At 68.4% G+C, this 20,395-nt stretch carries 19 protein-coding genes; 18 read left to right on the forward strand and 1 reads right to left on the reverse strand.

Features of this window, described 5'->3' with window-relative positions; genetic code table 11:
- Positions 1–13: 13 nt before the first annotated feature.
- Positions 14–820: an outer membrane protein assembly factor BamD gene (locus ACSQ2F_RS07550; RefSeq protein ID WP_436021347.1), complete on the reverse strand. Its 807-nt coding sequence runs from the start codon at positions 818–820 to the stop codon at positions 14–16.
- A gap of 54 nt (positions 821–874) precedes the next feature.
- Here ACSQ2F_RS07550 and ACSQ2F_RS07555 point away from each other — a divergent pair, with 54 nt between their 5' ends.
- From ACSQ2F_RS07555 to ACSQ2F_RS07640, 18 genes are all read left to right on the forward strand, one after another.
- Complete coding sequence (locus ACSQ2F_RS07555; protein ID WP_436021349.1) at positions 875–1,894, forward strand: RluA family pseudouridine synthase; 1,020 nt, start codon at positions 875–877, stop codon at positions 1,892–1,894.
- Positions 1,895–2,426: 532 nt separating this feature from the next.
- Positions 2,427–3,467, forward strand: coding sequence for an SMC-Scp complex subunit ScpB (gene scpB, locus ACSQ2F_RS07560; RefSeq protein ID WP_436021351.1), 1,041 nt, complete (start codon positions 2,427–2,429; stop codon positions 3,465–3,467).
- A complete protein-coding gene (locus ACSQ2F_RS07565; RefSeq protein ID WP_436021353.1) occupies positions 3,464–5,584 on the forward strand; it encodes a pseudouridine synthase in 2,121 nt (706 codons plus the stop codon). The genes scpB and ACSQ2F_RS07565 overlap by 4 nt, the downstream gene beginning before the upstream one ends.
- A gap of 121 nt (positions 5,585–5,705) precedes the next feature.
- Complete coding sequence (gene ndk / locus ACSQ2F_RS07570) at positions 5,706–6,131, forward strand: nucleoside-diphosphate kinase (RefSeq protein WP_436021355.1); 426 nt, start codon at positions 5,706–5,708, stop codon at positions 6,129–6,131.
- Between the two features lie 75 nt (positions 6,132–6,206).
- Positions 6,207–7,367 (forward strand): 23S rRNA (adenine(2503)-C(2))-methyltransferase RlmN, encoded by a 1,161-nt coding sequence (gene rlmN / locus ACSQ2F_RS07575; RefSeq protein ID WP_436026768.1) that lies wholly within the window; start codon positions 6,207–6,209, stop codon positions 7,365–7,367.
- Positions 7,364–8,206 (forward strand): type IV pilus biogenesis/stability protein PilW, encoded by an 843-nt coding sequence (gene pilW, locus ACSQ2F_RS07580; RefSeq protein ID WP_436021357.1) that lies wholly within the window; start codon positions 7,364–7,366, stop codon positions 8,204–8,206. Before rlmN ends, pilW begins: the two co-directional genes overlap by 4 nt.
- On the forward strand, positions 8,199–9,152 hold the full coding sequence (locus tag ACSQ2F_RS07585) for a RodZ domain-containing protein (protein WP_436021359.1): 954 nt from the start codon (positions 8,199–8,201) through the stop codon (positions 9,150–9,152). Before pilW ends, ACSQ2F_RS07585 begins: the two co-directional genes overlap by 8 nt.
- A gap of 29 nt (positions 9,153–9,181) precedes the next feature.
- Positions 9,182–10,465 (forward strand): flavodoxin-dependent (E)-4-hydroxy-3-methylbut-2-enyl-diphosphate synthase, encoded by a 1,284-nt coding sequence (gene ispG / locus ACSQ2F_RS07590; RefSeq protein WP_436026770.1) that lies wholly within the window; start codon positions 9,182–9,184, stop codon positions 10,463–10,465.
- A gap of 78 nt (positions 10,466–10,543) precedes the next feature.
- The gene (locus tag ACSQ2F_RS07595; RefSeq protein ID WP_436021361.1) at positions 10,544–11,215 is read left to right on the forward strand and encodes a YfgM family protein; all 672 of its coding nucleotides are present in this window, start codon (positions 10,544–10,546) and stop codon (positions 11,213–11,215) included.
- Complete coding sequence (gene bamB / locus ACSQ2F_RS07600) at positions 11,212–12,357, forward strand: outer membrane protein assembly factor BamB (protein WP_436021363.1); 1,146 nt, start codon at positions 11,212–11,214, stop codon at positions 12,355–12,357. Before ACSQ2F_RS07595 ends, bamB begins: the two co-directional genes overlap by 4 nt.
- 16 nt (positions 12,358–12,373) lie before the next feature.
- Positions 12,374–13,711: a ribosome biogenesis GTPase Der gene (gene der / locus ACSQ2F_RS07605; protein ID WP_436021365.1), complete on the forward strand. Its 1,338-nt coding sequence runs from the start codon at positions 12,374–12,376 to the stop codon at positions 13,709–13,711.
- 101 nt (positions 13,712–13,812) lie between these two features.
- The gene (hfq, locus tag ACSQ2F_RS07610) at positions 13,813–14,055 is read left to right on the forward strand and encodes an RNA chaperone Hfq (protein WP_436021367.1); all 243 of its coding nucleotides are present in this window, start codon (positions 13,813–13,815) and stop codon (positions 14,053–14,055) included.
- A 34-nt stretch (positions 14,056–14,089) separates the two neighbouring features.
- The gene (hflX, locus tag ACSQ2F_RS07615; protein WP_436021369.1) at positions 14,090–15,322 is read left to right on the forward strand and encodes a GTPase HflX; all 1,233 of its coding nucleotides are present in this window, start codon (positions 14,090–14,092) and stop codon (positions 15,320–15,322) included.
- 2 nt (positions 15,323–15,324) lie between these two features.
- Positions 15,325–16,650: an FtsH protease activity modulator HflK gene (hflK, locus tag ACSQ2F_RS07620; protein ID WP_436021371.1), complete on the forward strand. Its 1,326-nt coding sequence runs from the start codon at positions 15,325–15,327 to the stop codon at positions 16,648–16,650.
- A gap of 25 nt (positions 16,651–16,675) precedes the next feature.
- Entirely contained in the window at positions 16,676–17,563 is an 888-nt protein-coding gene (gene hflC, locus ACSQ2F_RS07625; RefSeq protein ID WP_436021373.1) for a protease modulator HflC, read from the forward strand.
- Positions 17,564–17,579: 16 nt separating this feature from the next.
- Positions 17,580–17,780, forward strand: a complete 201-nt coding sequence (locus ACSQ2F_RS07630; RefSeq protein ID WP_436021375.1) for a DUF2065 domain-containing protein — start codon at positions 17,580–17,582, stop codon at positions 17,778–17,780.
- A 72-nt stretch (positions 17,781–17,852) separates the two neighbouring features.
- Positions 17,853–19,016 carry an ATP phosphoribosyltransferase regulatory subunit gene (locus tag ACSQ2F_RS07635; protein ID WP_436021377.1) on the forward strand — a complete coding sequence of 388 codons (1,164 nt, stop codon included), beginning with the start codon at positions 17,853–17,855 and terminating at the stop codon, positions 19,014–19,016.
- 36 nt (positions 19,017–19,052) lie between these two features.
- Positions 19,053–20,384: an adenylosuccinate synthase gene (locus ACSQ2F_RS07640; RefSeq protein WP_436021379.1), complete on the forward strand. Its 1,332-nt coding sequence runs from the start codon at positions 19,053–19,055 to the stop codon at positions 20,382–20,384.
- Positions 20,385–20,395: the final 11 nt, after the last annotated feature.

Genomic DNA, 20,395 nt, shown 5'->3' on the forward strand with positions numbered 1-20,395 from the left:
GGCGTCGCGTTGCTCAGGGCGTCTTGGCGTCGGTCGGGATCTGGGCCAGGTAGCGGCTCGAGGGGAAGTTCTGGCGCAGCACCCGCACGGCATCGTCGCGCAGCTGAACCAGGCCCAGGCGATCGTAGCTCTGGGCCATCACCGACAAGGCCTCCTCGGTGGAGGGCGAGGTCTGGAATTCCTGGATCGCCTGCTGGGCCCGGTTCGCCGCGGCCACGTAGGCGGCCCGGCGGAAGTAGTAGCGCGCCACATGCAATTCGTAGGCGGCCAGCGCGTTCACGATGTAGCGCATGCGCACCACCGCGTCGTCGGCATACTTCGATTGCGGGAACTGCTCGACCAGCTGCTTGAACGACTGGTACGAATCACGCGACGCCTGCTGGTCTCGTTCGGAGAGGTCCTGGCGCGACAGTCGGCCGAAAATGCCGAGGTTGTCGTTGAAGTTGACGATGCCCTGCAGGTACAGTGCGTAGTCGAACGCCGGGCTGGTCGGGTGCAGCTTCATGAAGCGCTCGATCACGGCCAGCGCCTGTGCCTTTTCACCGGTGCGGTAAAGCAGGTAGGCGCGTTCGAGTTCGGCCTGCTGCCCGAGCATGGTGCCCGAGGCGCGGCCTTCCAGCCGTTCGTACAGCTTGATGGCCCGCTCGAACGAGCCGGCCTCGACTTCGTCACGGGCCTCCGACTGCAGCTTCTCGATGCTCATGCCGGCGGTTTCGTCCGTCGGGGTCGAGCCGCAGGCCACCAGCATCGAGGCGGCCAGCGCAGCTGCTGCGGCGTGCCAAGGGCGGCTGGGTCGGCGGGTCGGGGAGTTCCGGGTCATCGGCATGGGTGGCGCCAGTGGCGCGGTCCGTCAATAGAGAAGAGCAACGATTATATGGTTCACCCTGTGCAAACCCCCGCGGACAACGGGCTCTCCGAGGTCGACGACGACGTCGTCGAAACGCCGGTCGGCGATGCCCCGGAGCGTCGCTCCACCTTGCTCGGCCGCGAGTTCCACGGCGGGCGGCTCGACAAGGCCGTGGTCGCCATGGCACCGGAGTTCTCGCGCAACTACCTGCAGAGCCTGATCGAGCAAGGCCACGTGCAGCTCGGCGGCCGCGTGGCCGACACGCCGTCGCGCAAGGTTCAGGCCGGTCAGGAACTGGTGGTGGACATCGTGCCCACGCCCGAGAGCCGCGCGTTCCGGCCGGAGCCCATCGAACTCGCGGTCGTGTTCGAGGACGAGCACCTCATGGTGGTCGACAAGCCGCCCGGCATGGTCGTGCACCCGGCGGCCGGGAACTGGTCCGGCACGCTGCTCAATGCCGTGCTCCACCGCCACCCGGCATCGGCCTCGCTGCCCCGCGCCGGCATCGTGCATCGTCTCGACAAGGACACCTCGGGCCTGATGGTGGTGGGCAAGTCGCTGCAGGCTGTCACATCGCTCGTCCGCGCCATCGCCGCACGCGAGGTCCACCGCGAGTACATCGCCATCGTCAACGGCAGCCTGCACGGCGAGACCTTCACGGTGGACGCCCCGCTGGCGCGCGATCCGCAGTCGCGGGTCAAGATGGCCGTGCTGTCGCAGGGCAAGCCCGCGCGAACCGACGTCACGCCACTGTCCATCCTCGCCCCTGACGGTGTCCCGGCGCTCACGGCGGTGCGCTGCAAGCTGCACACCGGTCGCACCCATCAGATCCGCGTCCACATGGCATTGCGGGGCCATCCCCTGGTGTCGGACGCGTTGTACGGCGGCCGTCCCGCGCTCGGTCTGGCACGCCAGGCGCTTCATGCGGTTCGCCTGGGGCTTGCGCATCCGGTGAGTGGCGAATGGATGTGGTTCGATGCGCCGCCACCGGCCGACCTGGCGCCCGCCTGGAACCGGATCATGGAAGAGGGTGATCCCGCGGCGTGATCGCCCGCCCGTCGGCGACGCCCGACCGCTGGGGCAAGCCCGGATGCACGCGGCGAACCCGTGCGGCACATTGCCTATACAATGCAGCCATCACCTTTCCCTGGCGGCACCCGAAGTCGTCGGTGTGACCAGCGTCAAGCCCGGGAAAGCGATCGTGCCGACATGGATGGAATCCGGGCACGGTGGTGGGAGTGGGGCGTGGGCCGCTGCCTGGTCCGCCTCGGCCGCGCGAGCAACGCGCCGCCAAGGCGTCTGGCAGGTATCACGAAGGTGGGGCCGGGCAAGCGAGCCAGGCAGTCGAGCCGGTCTGCGGCGATGCCGCCGATCTGCCGCAGCGGTTGCCGCCTGCATTGCTGTTCAGCCCTTCGCCCCAAGACCACATCACGCGCCACGTTCGCCCGTCAGCACTTTGGCACTGTCGTCCACCCCAGGCTCCGGAGTCCGAGCCCCGTCGCAGAGACCGCAGGTTTGAAAGAAACCGCCCCCGACCCAGCCTGCCGGCATCCCCGGCCGAGAACTTGCACGAACGCCCATGAACACACAGGATGCAAAGCGCGTCCTTGAGACCGCGCTCATCTGCGCGCAGCAGCCCTTGCCCCTGCGGGACATGCGCACGCTGTTCGCCGACGAACTCGGCCCCGACACCCTGCGCATGCTGCTCGACGAGCTCACGCGGGACTGGGAAGATCGCGGCGTGGAGCTGGTGGCGTTGTCGACGGGCTGGCGTTTCCAGAGCCGGCCCGAGATGCGTGACTACCTGGACCGCCTCAACCCGGAGAAGCCGCCCAAATACTCCCGGGCCGTGATGGAGACGCTGGCCATCATGGCCTACCGCCAACCTGTCACGCGGGGAGACATCGAAGACATCCGCGGCGTCACGGTGAGTTCGCAGATCATCAAGCAGCTCGAGGACCGCGGCTGGATCGAGACCATCGGCTACCGGGAAGCGCCCGGCCGCCCGGCCCTCTATGCCACGACCCGGCAGTTCCTCGATGACCTGGGCCTGTCGAGCCTGGAGCAACTGCCGGCCCTCGACGCCGCGTCCTTCGGCGCCGTGGCCGCACTTGCCGAGGCCGAGCAGGCCTCGCTGCTCGAGAACGAGCCGGCGCCAGCGCCCGTCGACGCAGCCGGCGCATCGGCTGACAACCCGGCAGCCGATGCCTCGGCGGCCATCGAAGCCGATGATCCCGACAGCGCCGCGCCCGCGTCCGATTCCCCGGCGCCCTCGCTGCCTCCGCCCGGCGACAATGTCTCGGCGGATGCCGCAGCCGCCCCCATTCAACCGACGGCAGGGTTCCCCTCGGCAACGCCCGAGCGAGAACCGCCGCTGCCCCATGACCTGCCGCTTGCGGATGATCCGCCCCAAGCCGCTGCCGAAGCCGCTGTGCAACCGCAGCTGACTGACGCTTCCCTTCCTGTCCCGTCGACGGAGCCGCCCGAGGCGGCCTCCGACGGCGAGACGCCCGAGGCCGCCGGCCTGTCTTCCCCCGACGAACGGCGCGACCCTGCGGCGACGTCTTCCTCCTTCTCCGAGCCTGCGGCAGACGCCGCCCCGATGGACCCCGAAAAATGACCCAACCCGAAGACTCCACGGCGACTGCGCCGGATGCCTCCACCGAGGCGCCCGCCTCCGAGGCGAAGCCGGCGCGCAAGCGCCGCACCACCAAGGCGGCTGTGGCGTCCGCCGACGCTGTCGCGGTGAGCGAGGCCGCCGACGCCTCCGCCGAGGCGCCGGCCGCCGCGGAGGGGGCAGCCGAGCCGGAAGGCGCGGCCAAGCCGGCCCGCAAACGTCGTGCATCTCCGAAGGCCAAGGCGGAAGCCGAGGCGGGTGGTGAGGCGTCGGTCGACTCCGCTGCGGCCGAGTCGAACGCCGGCGCGCCGGCCGCGGAGCCGGCGCGGGCCGCATCGGCCGACGTTGGCGATGCTGGCGAAGCGGGTGCCGAGCAGGGCGCCCAAGCCGAGGGCGAGAGCGAGGGCGGCGAAGGCACCCGCAGCGGCCGCAACCGCCGGCGAGGCCGCAAGGACCGCGCGCGCGGCGAGGCCCGTGATGGCGAGGCGCCGCGCCCCGACGTCGAGAGCCTCGTGGCCCCCGCTGCCGCAGAAGCCGGCGCCGTGTTCGCCCAGGTGATTTCCGGTGACTTCGACGTCGAGTCGCCCGAGCCTGCGGAGGCGGTGGCCGACGCGGCTTCCGAGCTGGCATCCGAGGCCGAGGGCGAGGCCGCCGCCGGCGCCGAAGCGCAGGCCGAAGCCGAGGCAGAGGCGCCTGGCGCCCCGAAGCGGGTGCTGCAACCCGATGCCGACGCGCCCAAGTTGCACAAGGTGCTTGCCCAGGCGGGCATCGGTTCCCGCCGCGACATGGAGGAGCTGATCCTCGACGGCCAGATCACCGTCAATGGCGAGCCGGCCCACATCGGCCAGCGCATCTCCTTCGGCGACCGCATCCAGGTGAAAGGCAAGCCGGTGCGCGTGCGAATCGTGCCGCCGCCGCCGCGGATCATCGCGTATCACAAGCCGGTGGGCGAGGTCGTGACGCACGATGATCCGGAGCACCGTCCCACCGTGTTCCGTCGCCTGCCGCGACTGCAGCAGGGCAAGTGGCAGTCGGTCGGTCGCCTCGACCTGAACACCGAAGGCCTGCTGCTCTTCACCAATTCCGGCGAGCTGGCCAACCAGCTGATGCACCCGCGCTTCGGCGTCGAACGCGAATACGCGGTGCGCGTGCTGGGCACCCTCGAGCCGCACGCCAAGGCGAAGCTGCTGGAAGGCGTTCCCGTCGAAGGCCAGACGGCGAGCTTCAAGTCCATCGAGGATGGCGGCGGTGAAGGTGCCAACCACTGGTACCGCGTCGTCATCACCGAAGGCCGCAATCGCGAAGTCCGCAAGCTGTTCGATACCGTCGGGCTGACCGTCAGCCGCCTGATCCGCATCCGCTACGGCACCGTGGTACTGCCGCGCGGGCTCAAGCGTGGCGTCTGGGTCGACCTGAGCGATGACGACGTCAAGACGATCCGTCGGCTGGCGGGCGGCCAGGACGGTCAACGCCGCGAGGCCCGGGGCAACGATGGCCAACGGGGCGGCGAGGCGCAACGCGGCAACGAGCGTGGCGACCGTGGCGAGCGGGGCGGCAACCAGAACCGCAACGATCGCCTGGGCGGCCGTGGCAATGCCAACGCCAACGCAGGCCGCAACGAGCAGCGCAATGACCGCGGTGGCCGAAGCGGCAACCGGGGCAATGCACCTCAGCAACAAGCGGTGCCGGCGCAGGCCCGGGAACGCACTGCGGACGACTTCGACCGCGACGAGGACCTCGACTTCGATCCGAGCAAGATCCCGAACCCGCTCGAGCAGACCTTCGACAAGCGCTTCGTGCAGAAGCCGCGCGGCCCGGCGGGCGGCGCAGGCTTCGGCCGCGGCGGTGGCGGCTTCGGCGCGGGCGGCAGTGCGCCGCCCCGCACGCCACAGAAGAAGGGCGGTCCGCGTGAGCCGGATCCGCTGCAGACGTCCATGGGCTACCTCGGCGCAGATGCGTTCCACGGTCGCGGCGGCAAGGGCGGCGGCCGCGGCGGCAACCGGGGCGGCGGTGGTGGCTTCGGCGGTGGTGGTGGCGGCGGCAACCGCGGTGGTGGCGGCGGCTTCGGCGGTGGCGGTGGGGGCGGGGGCGGGGGCGGGGGCGGCCGACGCGGCCGCTGACCGACAGGGTCTGCCGTCACACGAGAATTGAAAAATGCACCGGGCTCCCACTCCCTGGGAACCCGGGTTCAAGCGTTAGAATCCAAGGCTTTGCCAAGTGCTTGATTCAGGAGAAAAAATCATGGCGATCGAACGTACCCTTTCCATCATCAAACCCGACGCCGTTGCGAAGAACGTGGTCGGCCAGATCCTGTCGCGCTTCGAGGGCGCAGGCCTGAAGATCGTGGCTTGCCGCATGGCCCACCTGTCGCGCAACGAAGCCGAGGCGTTCTACGCCGTGCACAAGGCCCGTCCCTTCTTCAAGGACCTGGTCGACTTCATGATCTCCGGCCCGGTCGTGATCTCCGCCCTCGAAGGCGAAGGCGCGATCCTGAAGAACCGTGACCTGATGGGCGCCACCGACCCGAAGAAGGCCGAGAAGGGCACGATCCGCGGCGACTTCGCCGACAGCATCGACGCCAACGCCGTCCACGGTTCGGATGCGCCCGAAACGGCGGCCGCCGAAGTCGCCTTCTTCTTCCCCGGCGCCAACGTCTACAGCCGCTGAAGCGGCTGGCCTCGCGCCGGGCTCTGGCGTCGCCACAACGCCATCGTCAAAGCCATGCGCGAGGACCCCAACATCATGACCCCGGCCAACCTCCTCGAATACGACCTCGACGGTCTGGCCGCGTTTTGCGAGAAGCTCGGTGAGAAGCGCTTCCGCGCGACGCAGCTCTTCCGGTGGATCCACCAGAAGGGCGCGGCCGACTTCACCGCCATGTCCGACCTGGCCAAATCGCTGCGCGACAAGCTCGCCGGCGTGGCCCAGGTCCGGGCGCTCGACGTCATCAGCGAGCAAGCCTCGTCCGACGGCACCATCAAGTGGTTGTTCGATGTCGGCGGCGGCAATGCCGTGGAAACCGTGTTCATTCCCGAGACCGACCGCGGCACGCTGTGCGTGTCGTCGCAGGCCGGGTGTGCGGTGGGCTGCCGCTTCTGCTCGACCGGGCATCAGGGCTTCAGCCGCAACCTGACCACCGGCGAGATCGTCGCCCAGCTGTGGTTTGCCGAACATCACCTGCGCCGTCGCCTGAACCTGGCGCCGGGTGAGCGCGCCATCTCGAACGTCGTGATGATGGGCATGGGCGAGCCGCTGCAGAACTACAACGCGCTCGTTCCGGCGCTCCGGGTCATGCTCGATGACCACGGCTATGGTCTGTCGCGCCGGCGCGTGACGGTCTCCACCTCCGGCGTGGTGCCCATGATCGATCGCCTGCGGGTCGACTGCCCCGTGGCGCTGGCCGTGTCCCTGCATGCGCCCGTCGACCCGCTGCGCGATGACCTCGTGCCGCTCAATCGCAAGTACCCGATCGCCGAGCTGCTGGCGGCCTGCGAGCGCTACCTCGAGGCGGCACCACGTGACTTCATCACGTTCGAGTACTGCATGCTCGACGGCGTGAACGACCTGCCGGAGCATGCCCGCGCGTTGGTGAAGATCAGCCAGCAGGTGTCCTGCAAGTTCAACCTCATCCCGTTCAATCCCTTCCCCGAATCCGGCCTCAAGCGATCGCCGAAGGAACGCGTCAGCGCCTTCGCCCAGATCCTGCTCGATGCCGGCGTGGTGACGACCGTGCGCAAGACGCGCGGTGATGACATCGACGCGGCCTGCGGGCAGCTCGCCGGCGAGGTGCAGGACCGCACCCGCGCCAGCGAGCGCATGACGCGTGCCCCGATCCGCGTGCACCGCTCGCCCCCTGGCGACGATGCCGTTCCGTTTGTCGCTCCCGAGGAAAATCGCCGATGACCCGTGCTCGCCCGAGGTGCTTCTCCCTGTACGCGGTGCTGCTGCTCACGGCCGCCATCGCCGCGTGCGTCCAGGTGCCCAACGCCGACTTCCCGAACGCCACCGGGGCACCGCTCGGCGGTGACCAGCCGCGGGACCGGGTGACCGCTTCGGACGAGACCAAGGATGCCCGTCGTGCGCGCGTGCGGCTCGAGCTGGCCTCCGCCTACTTTCGCCGTGGCCAGCTGACCACCGCCCTCGATGAGGTCAAGCTCGCGTTGCAGGCCGATCCCTCGCTCGGCGAAGGCTACGTGTTGCGCGGCCTCATCTATTCCGCCCTCGGTGACGACGACCTTGCCGAGGACAGCTACCGGCGCGCGCTGTCGATCAATCCGCGCGACGCCGACGCCATGCACAATTACGGCTGGCACCTCTGCGGCCGCAAGCGCTTCCCCGAAGCCGAGGCCCAGTTCACCCAGGCGCTGGCCGTGCCGCAGTACAACGGCACGTCGCGAACGCTGCTGGCCGCGGGCGTGTGCCAGACCCGTGCCGGCCGCCTGGCCGAAGCCGAGGCGACGCTGCGCCGGGCGTATGAGCTCGAGCCCGGCAACCCGATGATCGCGGTGAACTACGCCGAGACGCTGTACCTCCGTGGCGACTACGAGCGGGCGCGCTTCTACGTGCGCCGGGTCAACCAGTCCGAGGCCACCTCCAACGCGCAGACCCTCTGGCTGGCTGCCCGCATCGAGATGAAGCTCGGCAACCAGCAGGGCGCCAACGACTTCGGTCTGAAGCTGCGCAACCGTTTCCCGAAGTCGCGGGAGTCACTTGCATTCGACAGGGGTGCCTTCAATGAGTGAGACCACCCCGGGCCCCGATGGCGCGGCCGCGCCGTCTCCCGCGCCCTCAGCCACGGCCGGCAGCCTGTTGCGTGAGGCCCGGCTCGCCCGCGGCATGCACATCGCCGCGCTCGCCAATGCCATGAAGGTGGCGCCACAGAAGCTCGAGGCGCTGGAGGCGGATCGGTTCGATGAACTCCCCGGCACGGCGTTCACACGCGCGCTGGCCCAGACCGTGTGCCGTACGCTCAAGGTCGATCCTTCCCCCGTGCTGGCCCTGTTGCCGGCGGCACCCGGGCACGGCCTGGAGCACATGAGCCGCGGCATCAACGAGCCGTTCCGGGATCGGCCGGGGCGCCAGTCGCCGGCGGACCTCAGCTTCCTCAAGAGTCCCGTGCGCCTGGGTGCGATCGGGCTCGTCGTCCTGGCCATCGTCGTCTACCTCGTGCCGGCCGGTTGGGTAGGTGAGCGCTTCAACGAGATCTCGTCGGGTTCGCCGTCGACTTCCCCCGAGGCCACCGAGACGGGCGCGTCGGGCGTGGAAACGACCGTCATCGACACGGTGATCGGCGTGCCGGCCACCGCGCCGGTGCTGCCGGCCGCGGGCGCGTCCGACGTGCCCGCCATGCCCGCCACCCCCGCCGTGCCCGCCATCGAGACGGTGCATTCCGCTCCGACCGACGCGGCGCAGGCCGCCTCGGGGCCGGCGTCGGCGGTCGCGACATCGTCCGCGCCGCTGCAGCTGCGGGCCACGGCGGAAAGCTGGGTCGAGGTGATCGACCGGCGCGGCGTGGCGCTCTTCTCGCGCATGCTGCAGCCGGGAGAGACCGTCGGTCTCGACGGGGCATACCCGCTCCGCGTCAAAATCGGCAATGCGCAGGCCACCGAGGTCTCGTTCAAGGGCCAGCGGGTCGACCTGACGCCACTGACCTCGCGTGACAACGTCGCCAAGCTGGAACTGAAATAGCCTTGCCTCCCATCACGCTCGACCGCACCATGCCAGACGCCTTCACCGCCCTCGACGACTTCATCGAACCGGCAGCGCCGGCCCAGCGCCGCACGCGCCAGGCGACGGTCCGCTGGGGTTCCCGCACGGTCACCATCGGTGGTGGCGCCCCGGTGCGCGTCCAGTCCATGACCAACACCGACACGGTGGACGCCATCGAGACGGCGATCCAGGTCAAGGAACTCGCCGTGGCGGGCTCCGAGATGGTCCGCATCACGGTGAACACACCCGAGGCCGCAGCCCAGGTGCCGCACATCCGGGACCAGCTCGACCGCATGGGCATCGACGTGCCGCTGGTGGGCGACTTCCACTACAACGGTCACCGCCTGCTGACCGATTTTCCCGCCTGTGCCGAAGCGTTGTCCAAGTACCGGATCAACCCGGGCAATGTGGGCAAGGGCGACAAGGGCGACCGCCAGTTCGCGCAGATGATCGAGATTGCCGCACGTCACGACAAGGCCGTGCGCATCGGCGTCAACTGGGGCAGCCTCGACCAGGAACTGCTCGCCCGCATGATGGACGAGAACGGCCGACGCGCCGAGCCGTTCGAGCCGCAGCAGATCATGTACCGGGCCATCGTCACGTCGGCGGTGGAGTCGGCACGTCGGGCCGCCGAGATCGGCATGAACCCGGACAACATCATCCTGTCGTGCAAGATGTCGGGCGTCCAGGATCTCGTCACGGTGTACCGGGCGCTCGCCCGCCGCTGTGACCATGCCTTGCACCTCGGCCTCACCGAGGCCGGCATGGGCACCAAGGGCACGGTGGCCTCGGCCACGGCCCTGGCGCTGCTGCTGCAGGACGGCATCGGCGACACCATCCGCGTGTCGCTCACGCCGCAGCCCGGCGAAGCGCGCACGCAGGAGGTGGTCGTCGCCCTCGAGATTCTCCAGTCACTGGGCCTGCGCTCCTTCAACCCGAGCGTGACCGCCTGCCCCGGGTGCGGTCGCACGACCAGCACCACCTTCCAGGAACTCGCCAAGCAGATCGATGACTACCTGCGCGCGCAGATGCCGGTCTGGCGGGCCCGCTATCCCGGCGTCGAGAAGATGAAGGTGGCCGTCATGGGCTGCATCGTCAACGGCCCGGGCGAGAGCAAGCATGCCGACATCGGCATCAGCCTGCCTGGCAATGGCGAAGCGCCTGCCGCCCCGGTGTTCATCGATGGCGAGAAGGCCCTGACCCTGCGCGGCGACCGCATCGCCGAAGAGTTCCAGACCCTGGTCGAGAACTACATCGAGACCCGCTACGGCTCGGCGGCCCAGCCGGCCTGATCATCGGCGGCGCGCGCCGCCTCCCGGGCCGCCATCGCGGCTCGACGCATAATCCCGCCTTCGTCTGAAAGCACATCCATGGCCACGCAACTCGACCTCGAAGAACAAGAACAACTCGACCAGCTCAAAGCGTTCTGGAAGAAGTACGGCAACCTCATCACCTGGGTGCTGGTGGCCGTGCTTGGCGCCTACGCCGCCTATGCCTACTGGGAGAAGCGCGGGCTGGAGCAGTCGGCCAAGGCCGGGCTGTTGTATGACGAACTCGATCGCGCGGCTCAAGCGGGCGACCTGGAAAAGACGCTGCGTGTCTTCGGCGACATGAAGGAGCGCTTTCCCGGCACCGGCTTCACCCAGCAGGCCGGCCTGCTGACGGCCAAGGTCCAGGCCGAGAAGGCCCAGGCCGACGCAGCCGTCGCCACGCTCGGCTGGGTTGCGGAAAACGCGGGCGAGGCCGAGTACAAGACGGTGGCCCGCCTGCGCCTGGCCGGGCTGCTGCTCGAGCAGAAGAAGCCCGACGAAGCGCTCAAGCAACTCGCGGGCGCGGATGCCCCGGCGTTCGCGGCGCTCGTCGCCGACCGTCGCGGCGATGTGTTGGCGGCCCAGGGCAAGACCGACGAGGCCCGCGCGGCGTACCAGGAAGCCTTCAAGGCGATGGACAGCCGCATCGAATACCGCCGCATGATCGAGGCCAAGCTCATCACCCTGGGCGGCACGCCCGAGGCTGATGCCGGCAAGAAGGCCACTTCATGATGATGAAGTCCCTGCGCTTCGGACGTTCGCTGCTGCGATGGGCCGCAGCCGGCACGGCAGCCGCCTCGCTGGCCGCGTGCTCGTTCGGGCCCAATGTGCCGGACCCGACACCGCTGCAACCGCTGGCCGCCACGCTGGTCGTGGCCCAGATGTGGAAACACGACATGGGCGAAGTGAGCTTCCCCCTGGGCGTGGCTGTCGCCGGAAACCGTTTCACGGTCGCCGATGACGATGGCAACGTCGTGGCATTCCAGGCCGACAACGGCGCCGAACTCTGGCGTGCGAACGTGCAGGCCCGGCTGAGCGCCGGGGTTGGCAGCGACGGTCGATTCGCCGCGGTCGTCACGCAGCAGAACGAACTGGTTGCCATCGACAACGGCACGCCGACCTGGCGCAAGAAGCTGCCCTCCGGTGTCGTCACGGCGCCGCTGGTGGCAGGCGAGCGGGTGTTCGTCATCGCCGTCGATCGCTCGGTGCACGCCTTCGACGTCCTCGACGGCCGCAAGCTGTGGTCGGCGCAACGCCCGGGAGATGCGTTGACGCTGGCCCAGGCCAGCGTGCTGCAGGCGTATCGCGACACGCTGCTGGTGGGGCAGGGCGGCAAGCTCGCCGGCCTCGACCCGATGACGGGCGAAGTGCGCTGGGAGTCCACGGTCGCCTCACCGCGTGGCACGAACGAGGTGGAGCGCCTGGCCGACCTGGTCGGTCCGGGTTCGCGGGCCGGCGAACTGGTCTGCGCCCGCGCCTTCCAGGTGGCCGTCGGCTGCGTCAATGCCGAGCGCGGCAGCCTCATCTGGACCCGCAACGCCTCTGGCAACGACGGCATCTCGGCAGACGAGCGCATGGTGATCGGCGCCGACACGAACGACCGCATCACCGGCTGGCGAACCGTCGACGGCTCCGTCGCCTGGAACATCGATTCCATGCTCTACCGCGGCCTGTCCACGCCGCTGATTGCCGGCAGCGCGGTCGTCTTCGGCGACAGCGAAGGCATGGTCCACTGGTTCAACCGCGACGACGGAACGCCCGTCGCTCGCCAATCCACCGATGGCGAGGCCATTCGCGTGGCGCCGGCGCGCATCGGGTCTGTCACCCTGATCGTCACCAGCGAAGGCGGGTTGCACGCTTTCCGGTCCGAATGAACCAAAGCGCTTTTCAATGAAACCCGTCATTGCCCTGGTGGGCCGCCCCAACGTCGGCAAGTCCACCCTGTTCAACCGGATGACGAAGTCGCGCGACGCGATCGTGGCCGACTTCGCCGGCCTGACCCGCGACCGCCACTATGGCGATGGTCGCCTGGGCGACCGCGAGTTCATCTGCGTGGACACCGGCGGCTTCGAGCCCGACAGCGCCACCGGCATCGTCAAGGAGATGGCCAAGCAGACGCGACAGGCGGTGGCTGAAGCCGACGCGGTCGTGTTCGTCGTGGACGTGCGCGGCGGCCTGTCCGCACAAGACCACGACATCGCCCGCTACCTGCGGTCGGTGAACAAGCGCGTCTTCCTGGCGGCCAACAAGGCCGAGGGCATGTCCGAGTCGCCGCTGCTGGGCGAGTTCTTCGAGCTCGGCATGGGTGCGCCTCATCCGGTGTCGGCCGCGCACGGGCAGGGCATCCGCAGCCTGCTGGAGGCGGTGCTCGAGGACTTCCATGTCGACGAGGACGAGGCCGAGGGCGAGGACCTGGTGGACAAGCCGATCCGCCTGGCCGTGGCCGGTCGACCGAACGTCGGCAAGTCCACCCTGATCAACACCTGGCTGGGCGAGGAACGCCTGGTGGCCTTCGACATGCCCGGCACCACGCGGGACGCCATCACGGTGCCCTTCGAGCGCAACGGCCAGAAGTTCGAGTTGATCGACACCGCCGGCCTGCGCCGCAAGGGCAAGGTGTTCGAGGCCATCGAGAAGTTCTCGGTCGTCAAGACCTTGCAGGCCATTGCCGACGCCAACGTCGTGCTGCTGCTGCTCGATGCCACGCTCGGCGTGTCGGAGCAGGACGCGCACATCGCGGGCTACATCCTCGAGAGTGGTCGCGCCGTCGTGGTGGCCGTCAACAAGTGGGACGCCATCGACGACTACCAGCGCGAGGTGCTGGAGCGCTCCATCGCGCAGCGGCTCGCCTTCCTCAAGTTCGCCCCGGTGCTGCGCATCTCCGCCATCCGGCGCCAGGGGCTCGGGCCCGTCTGGCAGGCCATCGCCGACGCCCATGCCTCGGCGTGCCGCAAGATGAGCACGCCGGTGCTGACCCGGCTGCTGCAGGAGGCGGTGGAAGCCCAGGCCCCCAAGCGGGCCGGCGCTTTCCGACCGAAGCTGCGCTACGCGCACCAGGGCGGCATGAATCCCCCGGTCATCGTGATCCACGGCAACTCGCTGGAGCATGTCACCGCCGTCTACAAGCGCTACCTGGAAGGGCGCTTCCGCGAGCACTTCAAGCTCACCGGAACACCGCTGCGCATTGAAATGAAGTCCTCGCACAATCCCTTCACCGACAAGGAGTGAAGTCCATTGGCCGCGGCCGGTGGCGCAGCGCAGCACTGTGTTAACGTGCCGTCTATCCCTCTCTCTCCCTCTCTGTCACTCTTCCAAACACGGAGCATATCGTGAGCAACAAAGGCCAACTCCTCCAAGACCCGTTCCTGAACCTTCTTCGCAAGGAACATGTGCCGGTCTCGATCTACCTCGTCAATGGCATCAAGTTGCAAGGCCACATCGAGTCCTTCGATCAGTACGTGGTGCTCCTGCGTAACACGGTGACCCAGATGGTGTACAAGCACGCCATCTCGACCGTCGTCCCGGGCCGGGCCGTCAACTTCAGCACGGCCGAAGCCCCTGAACAAGCCTGACGCCCGTGCCACCCCTCACGGGACGCCTCGCACCTTGACTGCAGCGGCCGACCTCCCTCGGGCCATCCTGGTCGGGGTGGACTTCGGCGGCGACTCGCCGTTCGACGCCAGCCTCGACGAACTCGCCTTGCTGGCGGAGTCCGCCGGCGACGTGCCGGTTGCGCGGGTCGTCGCCCGCCGCAAGGCGCCCGACCCGGCACTCTTCGTCGGCTCGGGCAAGGCCGACGAGATCAAGGCCCTGGTCGAGGGCCACCAGGCCGAGGCGGTGCTGTTCGACCAGGCCCTGTCGCCTGCCCAGCAGCGCAACCTCGAACGCCACCTCGGCGTGGCCGTGGCCGACCGCACCATGCTGATCCTCGAGATCTTCGCCGCCCGGGCGCAGAGCCACGAGGGCAAATTGCAGGTCGAACTCGCCCGGCTGCAGTACCTCTCCACGCGCCTGGTGCGCCGCTGGAGCCACCTGGAGCGTCAGCGCGGCGGCATCGGCACGCGCGGTGGCCCGGGTGAAGCCCAGATCGAACTCGACCGCCGCATGATCGGCGAGCGCATCAAGTCGGTGAAGGAGCGGCTCGTCCGCGTCAAGAAGCAGCGCGGCACGCAGCGTCGCGCCCGTGAGCGCAGCGGCACCTTCCGCATCTCCCTGGTCGGGTACACCAACGCCGGGAAGTCGACGCTGTTCAACGCCCTGGTGAAAGCCAAGACCTACGCCGCCGACCAGCTCTTCGCCACGCTCGACACCACCACCCGCCAGCTCTACATCGAGGAGGCGGCGCGTTCGGTGTCGCTGTCCGACACCGTCGGCTTCATCCGCGACCTCCCGCACAAGCTGGTCGACGCCTTCGAGGCGACCCTCCAGGAAGCCGCCGACGCGGACCTGCTGCTCCACGTGGTCGATGCCGCGAGCCCGGTGCTCGACGAGCAGATGGCCGAGGTGCAGCGGGTGCTGCGCGACATCGGGGCAGGGGACATTCCGCAGGTACTCGTCTACAACAAGCTCGATAATCTCGACGAATCGAAGCAGCCCCGCGAGCTGATCGACGTGCTCGAGCTCGAACCCGGCGTGCGCGTGCCGCGCGTGTTCGTGAGCGCGCTCGAAGGCCGTGGTCTGCCCGAGTTGCGCCGCATCCTCGCATCGGCTGCGGCGGGAACCTTGTCGACCCAGTTGAACTCGACGGATGCAGCCCCCATCTTCGGCACACGCGCTGACGTGGCCGAGACGGGCGCCGACGCCGCTTCCACCGACTCCCATCCTCAAGAACCACAATGACCATGAGCCGATCTTCCTCATCGCCTGACCGCCTCACGGCCCGGGTCTCCGGCGTGGCGTCAGCGCTTTCGGTGCTGATCGCCGGCCTCGGCGCCCAAGCGCGCTGGCGTCTGGGCGGACGGCCCGAGCCGATCTTCAACAACGGCAACCGTGGTGACGGTCCTCCGGACATGGAAGAGATGTGGCGCGACTTCAACCGCCGCTTGAGCGGCTTGTTCGGCGGCAAGGGTGGTGGCGGCCAGCGGCCCGGAACGCCCGGGCCGGGCGGCGGCAACTACCAGCCCGACATGCGCAATGCCGGCGTGGGCATCGGCCTGATTGCCGGCGTCGTCGTCCTCATCTGGCTCGGCAGCGGCTTCTTCATCGTCCAAGAAGGCCAGCAGGCCGTCGTCACCTCGTTCGGCAAGTACGACTACACGGCGAGCGCCGGTTTCTCGTGGCGCTTCCCGTATCCGTTCCAGGCGCACGAGACGGTGGCCGTCACCCAGCTGCGCACCGTCGAGGTGGGCCGCAACAGCGTGGCGCAGTCGACCGGTCTGCGTGAGTCTTCCATGCTCACGCAGGACGAGAACATCGTCGACATCCGCTTCACCGTGCAGTACACGGTGAAGGATGCCCGCGCCTTCCTCTATGAGAACCGCGACCCGGAATCCGCAGTCGTGCAGGCCGCCGAATCGGCGGTGCGCGAGATCGTCGGCCGCAGCGTGATGGATTCGGTTCTGTACGAGCAGCGCGACGCCATCGCCACCGACCTGCAGAAGTCGCTTCAGGCGCAGCTCGACCGGCTCAATACCGGCATCCTGGTGGTCAATGTCAACGTGGGCAGCGTTCAGGCGCCGGAGCAGGTCCAGGCCGCCTTCGACGACGCGTTCAAGGCCGGCGCCGACCGCGAGCGCTTCAAGAACGACGGTCAGGCCTATGCCAACGACGTCATCCCGAAAGCCAAGGGCAGTGCCGCGCGTCTGCGCGAACAGGCCGAAGGCTACCGCTCCCGTGTGGTGGCCGAGGCCGAAGGCGATGCCGAGCGCTTCACCCAGGTGCTGGCCGAGTACCAGAAGGCGCCGGGCGTGACCCGCGACCGTCTGTACATCGACGCCATGCGCACCGTGTACTCCAACGTCACGAAGGTGATGGTCGACGCCCGCAGCAATTCCAACCTGCTGTACCTGCCGCTCGACAAGCTGATCGCCCAGAGCTCCGGTGCCCCGGCGCCGGCTGCGGCCGCGCCGTCGGCTCCGGCACCCGAGACACTGCCCTCGGCGCTCGGCGCCAACAACGACAGCCGCTCACGTGACGGCGCGCGCAGCCGCGACCGCGAGACCCGCTGAACGCACGCCATAAGGTACAGAACTCATGAACCGCATCGGTTTTATCGTGGCCAGCGTCCTGGTGGCGCTGATGGTCTTGTCGTCCACCTTGTTCATCGTCGATCAGCGGCAGTTCGCCGTGATCTACGGGCTGGGTGAGATCAAGGAAGTCATCAACGAGCCGGGGCTCAAGTTCAAGCTGCCGCCACCCGTGCAGACGGTCATCTTCCTCGACCGGCGTGTGCAGACACTCGACAGCCCGGAGACGCGCCCCATCTTCACCGCCGAGAAGAAGAGCCTGGTCGTCGACTGGCTCGTGAAGTGGCGCCTGATCGATCCCAAGGCCTTCATCCTGAGCAACGGCGCTGCCGACATGCGCAACTTCGAGACGCGCCTGAGCCCGATCGTGCAGGCCGCCTTCAACGAGGAAGTGACCAAGCGGACGGTGCAGGCCATGCTGGCCACCGACCGCGATGCCGTCATGCAGGGCGTCAAGGCACGCCTGGCCGACGAGGCCAAGTCGTTCGGCATCGAAGTGATCGACGTGCGCATCAAGCGGGTCGACTTCTCGGCCAACATCACGAGCGCCGTCTACCAGCGCATGGTGTCCGAGCGCACCCGAGTGGCCAACGAGCTGCGTTCGACCGGCCGCGCCGAAGGTGAACGCATCCGAGCCGACGCCGACCGCCAAGCCGAAGTGATCCTCGCGGAAGCCTATCGTGAAGCCCAGAAGGTCAAGGGCGACGGCGATGCCAAGGCATCGGCCCTGTACGCCCAGGCCTTCGGCCGTGACCCGCAGTTCGCCCACTTCTACCGCAGCCTCGACGCCTACATCGCCAGCTTCCGCAACAAGACGGACGTGATGGTGGTGGACGCCGAATCCGAGTTCTTCAAGGCCATGGGCAGCGGCGCCCCGAGCGGCGCGCGCAAGTGACCCGCCGCGCCAGCTGATGGAGGGCTCGGCGGGCGACATCCTCATCGGCGCCATGGCGCTGATGCTGGTCTTCGAGGGGGTGCTGCCCTTTCTCAACCCGGCGCTCTGGCGCCGGGTGTTCGAGGCCGCCACCCGTCTGTCCGATGGGCAGATCCGCGCGTTCGGGTTGGGCAGCATGCTCGCCGGCGTGCTCATGTTGGCGTTCTTCCTGCACTGAACGTCCGGCAATATTTCGGCCGCCATCCCGGCGGCCGGTACAATCTCTTTTTTAATCCCCCGGTCATTTCACATGTCGTCTGCTTGGCTGCTGCCCGAGCACATCGCTGACGTCCTGCCTTCCCAGGCACGGCGCATCGAGGAACTCCGCCGCGAACTGCTGGACGGAGCACGGGCCTACGGTTTCGAACTCGTGATGCCGCCGCTGCTGGAGCATCTCGATTCGCTCCTGTCGGGTACCGGTAGTGCGCTCGACCTCAAGACTTTCAAGCTCGTGGATCAGCTCAGCGGCCGCACGCTCGGCGTGCGGGCCGACACGACGCCCCAGGTTGCGCGCATCGACGCCCATCTGCTCAACCGCGTGGGCGTGACCCGCCTCTGCTATTGCGGACCGGTCCTGCACACCCGTCCCGACGGGCTGCACGGCACCCGCGAGCCCCTCCAGTTCGGTGCCGAGATCTACGGCCACGCGGGCCTGGAGGCCGACCTCGAGGTCCACGAGCTGGCGCTCGATGCCCTGAAGCGTTCAGGCGTCGGCCAGCTCACGCTCGACATGGGCGATGCCCGCATCGTGCGCGGCCTGCTGCAGGGCGTCTCGCTCGACACCGCCGCCCGCGATGCCTTGTACGCCGCGCTCGCGGCAAAGGACCAGCCAGCGCTCGCCGCGCTGACCGCCTCGTTCCCGGTCGCATCGCGTGACGGCCTGCTCGCCCTGCTGCGCCTGTACGGTGGCGAAGAGGTGCTGGCTGCCGCGCGCCAGCAGCTGCCCGCCCAGCCGCTCATCGTGGCGGCACTCGACGACCTGCAGTGGCTGACGCAGCACCTTCGTGCGGCGTATCCAGGCGTGCGCATCGGCTTCGACCTGGCCGACCTGAGCGGCTATGCCTACTACAGCGGCGCCCGGTTCGCCATCTATGCCGATGGCTCGAGCGATGCCGTCGTCAGGGGAGGGCGCTACGACGAGGTCGGCGCGATCTTCGGCCGCAACCGGCCCGCCGTCGGCTTCAGCACCGACCTCAAGCAACTGGTCGCGCTGGTCGAGCAGCAGCCGCTGCGTCCTGCGATCCGCGCCCCGTGGGGCGAGGACCCCGGACTGCGCAGCGCGATCCGCCAGCTCCGCGAACAGGGCCAGTCGGTGGTGTGCGTCCTGCCGGGCCATGAACACGAAGGCCAGGAGTTCGACTGCGACCGCGAGCTGGTCGCCTCGAACGGCCAATGGGTGGTGCGCTCGATCTGAGCCTCCCGCATCTTTTCTCGAACCGGATTCAAAGACATGCAACAGAAACGCAGCGGCCACAACGTGGTTGTGGTCGGCACCCAGTGGGGTGACGAAGGCAAGGGCAAGGTCGTCGACTGGCTGACCGATCACGCACAAGCCGTGGTGCGCTTCCAGGGTGGCCACAACGCCGGCCACACGCTGGTCATCAAGGGGGTGAAGACCGCCTTGCAGCTCATTCCCTCGGGCATCATGCGCGATGGCGTGGCCTGCTACATCGGCAACGGCGTGGTCGTCGATCCGACGCACCTGCTGAGCGAGATCGAGCGGCTCGAGGCCATCGGGGTCGAAGTGCGTTCGCGGCTGTTCATCAGCGAATCCTGCCCGCTGATCCTCCCGTTCCACGTGGCCGTGGACAAGGCCCGCGAAGCCCTGCGCGAAGACAGCGGTGCAGGCAAGATCGGCACCACCGGCAAGGGCATCGGCCCGGCATATGAAGACAAGGTGGCGCGGCGCGCCCTGCGCGTTCAGGATCTGAAGCACCCCGAGCGTTTCGCGAAGAAGCTTCGCGAACTGCTGGAGCTGCACAACTTCGCGCTGTCGGGCTACCTCAAGTCCGAGCCGTTGGAGTTCCAACCCATCTTCGACCACGCGATGAAGGTGGCCGAGCAACTGAAGCCGATGATGGCCGACGTGGGCTACACCTTGCACACCGCACATGCCCAGGGTGCGAACATCCTGTTCGAAGGCGCGCAGGGCACCTTGCTCGACATCGATCACGGCACTTATCCGTATGTCACGTCGAGCAACTGCGTGGCCGGCAATGCTGCCGCCGGCGCAGGCGTGGGCCCGGACCTGCTGCACTACATCCTCGGCATCACCAAGGCGTACACCACCCGCGTGGGCAGCGGCCCGTTCCCGACCGAACTCGACTGGGACACGCCCGGGACCGTGGGGCATCACCTGTCGAGCGTGGGCCAGGAGCGTGGCACCGTGACGGGCCGTCCGCGCCGCTGCGGCTGGCTCGATGCCGCACTGCTCAAGCGCTCGGTCATCATCAACGGCATCTCCGGCCTGTGCATCACCAAGCTGGACGTGCTCGACGGGTTGGAAGAGATCAACGTCTGCGTGGGCTACGAGCTCGACGGCAAGCGCATCGACATCCTGCCGCTGGACGCCGACGAGATCGCGGCCTGCAAGCCCATCTATGAAGTGTTCCCCGGCTGGACGGAAAAGACCTTCGGCCTCACGCAGTGGGATGCGCTGCCGCTCAATGCGCGCCGCTACCTCGAACGTGTCCAGGCGCTCATCGGCGCTCCGATCGACATGGTGTCGACCGGTCCCGACCGGGACCACACCATCCTGCTGCGCCACCCGTACCAGGGCTGAACCCAAGGACC

The organism is Rhizobacter sp. LjRoot28, from assembly GCF_964253025.1.
GTDB lineage: Bacteria > Pseudomonadota > Gammaproteobacteria > Burkholderiales > Burkholderiaceae_C > Rhizobacter.